Genomic DNA, 1,280 nt, shown 5'->3' on the forward strand with positions numbered 1-1,280 from the left:
TCGCGCATGATCGAACGAACCAGTTCTGGTGAGCATTCGACGCCGGCGGACTGTAGGTCGGCGTGGATGCGCCGATACCCGTAGGTACCGTGTGCTGCGTCGAAGAACACTCGAATTTGCCCGGCCAAAGCATCACGACGTTTCGACGTCGCCGACTGCGGTCTACTGCGCCAATGGTAAAAACCGGAGGTGGACACCTCGAGCCAACGGCAACGGTCGGTGATCGGTGTTGTCGCGGAGTCGTCCGCGACGTAGGAATCTATGAACTCGTACTTCGCCACTACCGTGGCTCCCGCGCGAAGTACGAGGCTGCTTTTTTCAAAAACGCTGCCTCAGAACGCAATTCACGTATTTCTCGTTCGAGTTGGTTCAGGCGGGCCCGTTCGGTCAGAGTGAGTTCACTGCCCACACTGCCGCCGTGGGTGTCGCGATACTTCGCGAGCCATCGGCGCAGGCTGTCATCGCCGACCGCGTAGGCCTTGGCAACTTCGCTGATCGGCTTGGACGACTCGATCACCTCGCGGCACAGTTCATCTTTGAACTCTGCCGAGAACGATCGCCGTGATCTGCTCATGCTGGTCTGACTCATTTCAGTAGATCCCTATTCTAAGCGGGTCCACTGTCCGAAATCCCTGGGCCGATCACACCACGCAGTCCATCCCCGCCGCGATGATCGCCCGAGCCAAGCCGAATCCTGTCGGACCGGCCTCATACGCCACCTTCACCGGCCCGGACAACGCCATCAACCAGGCGAGGATCGACCCGAAATCAGGTGTCAACCGTGCTGTGACCACTCGACCCGCGTCTTCATCGATGCCGTGCGCAACAACCGAACGAGCGTGTACATCCAACCCAACACTTGTACCCTTGATAATCACCGGAGGCCTCCTGTCATCTGCAATGTGGCTCTACCAGTGTGTCTTCTCACTGGCAACCCACGTCCGTTTGCAGCTCGAGGCCTTCGGCCCCGCAACTGGCCCCCATACGGTCTAGAAGCTGGGCGGCGGCCGACCCATCCCCATCACCGTGCCCGTTTGTACCGGACATGGATACTGTCGACCCCTTCTCACGAGATCGATAATTGTGAGTACTCTTGACAAACAACGCTGGCGGTAGCGCTCTTGGATTAATTGAGCACTCTCACTGTGCTGCACCCACCAGTTTCTGACGGTTATCGGCGCTTTCGGCATTGCGAAACCTACTCGCTTTTGTTGCGAGGCGCTGGGCCTGACTGCGGGGCAAACCCAAAGGTGACGACGGATTCATTAGTCTGTTCGACG

The 1,280-nt window shown here is 58.5% G+C and carries 1 pseudogene; it reads right to left on the minus strand.

Annotated features, from left to right (window positions below):
- Window positions 1–574, minus strand: a pseudogene (locus HM984_RS18000) (transposase); the annotation flags it as partial.
- Window positions 575–1,280: the final 706 nt, after the last annotated feature.

Source organism: Winogradskyella pacifica, assembly GCF_013403915.1.
In the GTDB taxonomy this organism is placed as follows: domain Bacteria; phylum Bacteroidota; class Bacteroidia; order Flavobacteriales; family Flavobacteriaceae; genus Winogradskyella; species Winogradskyella pacifica.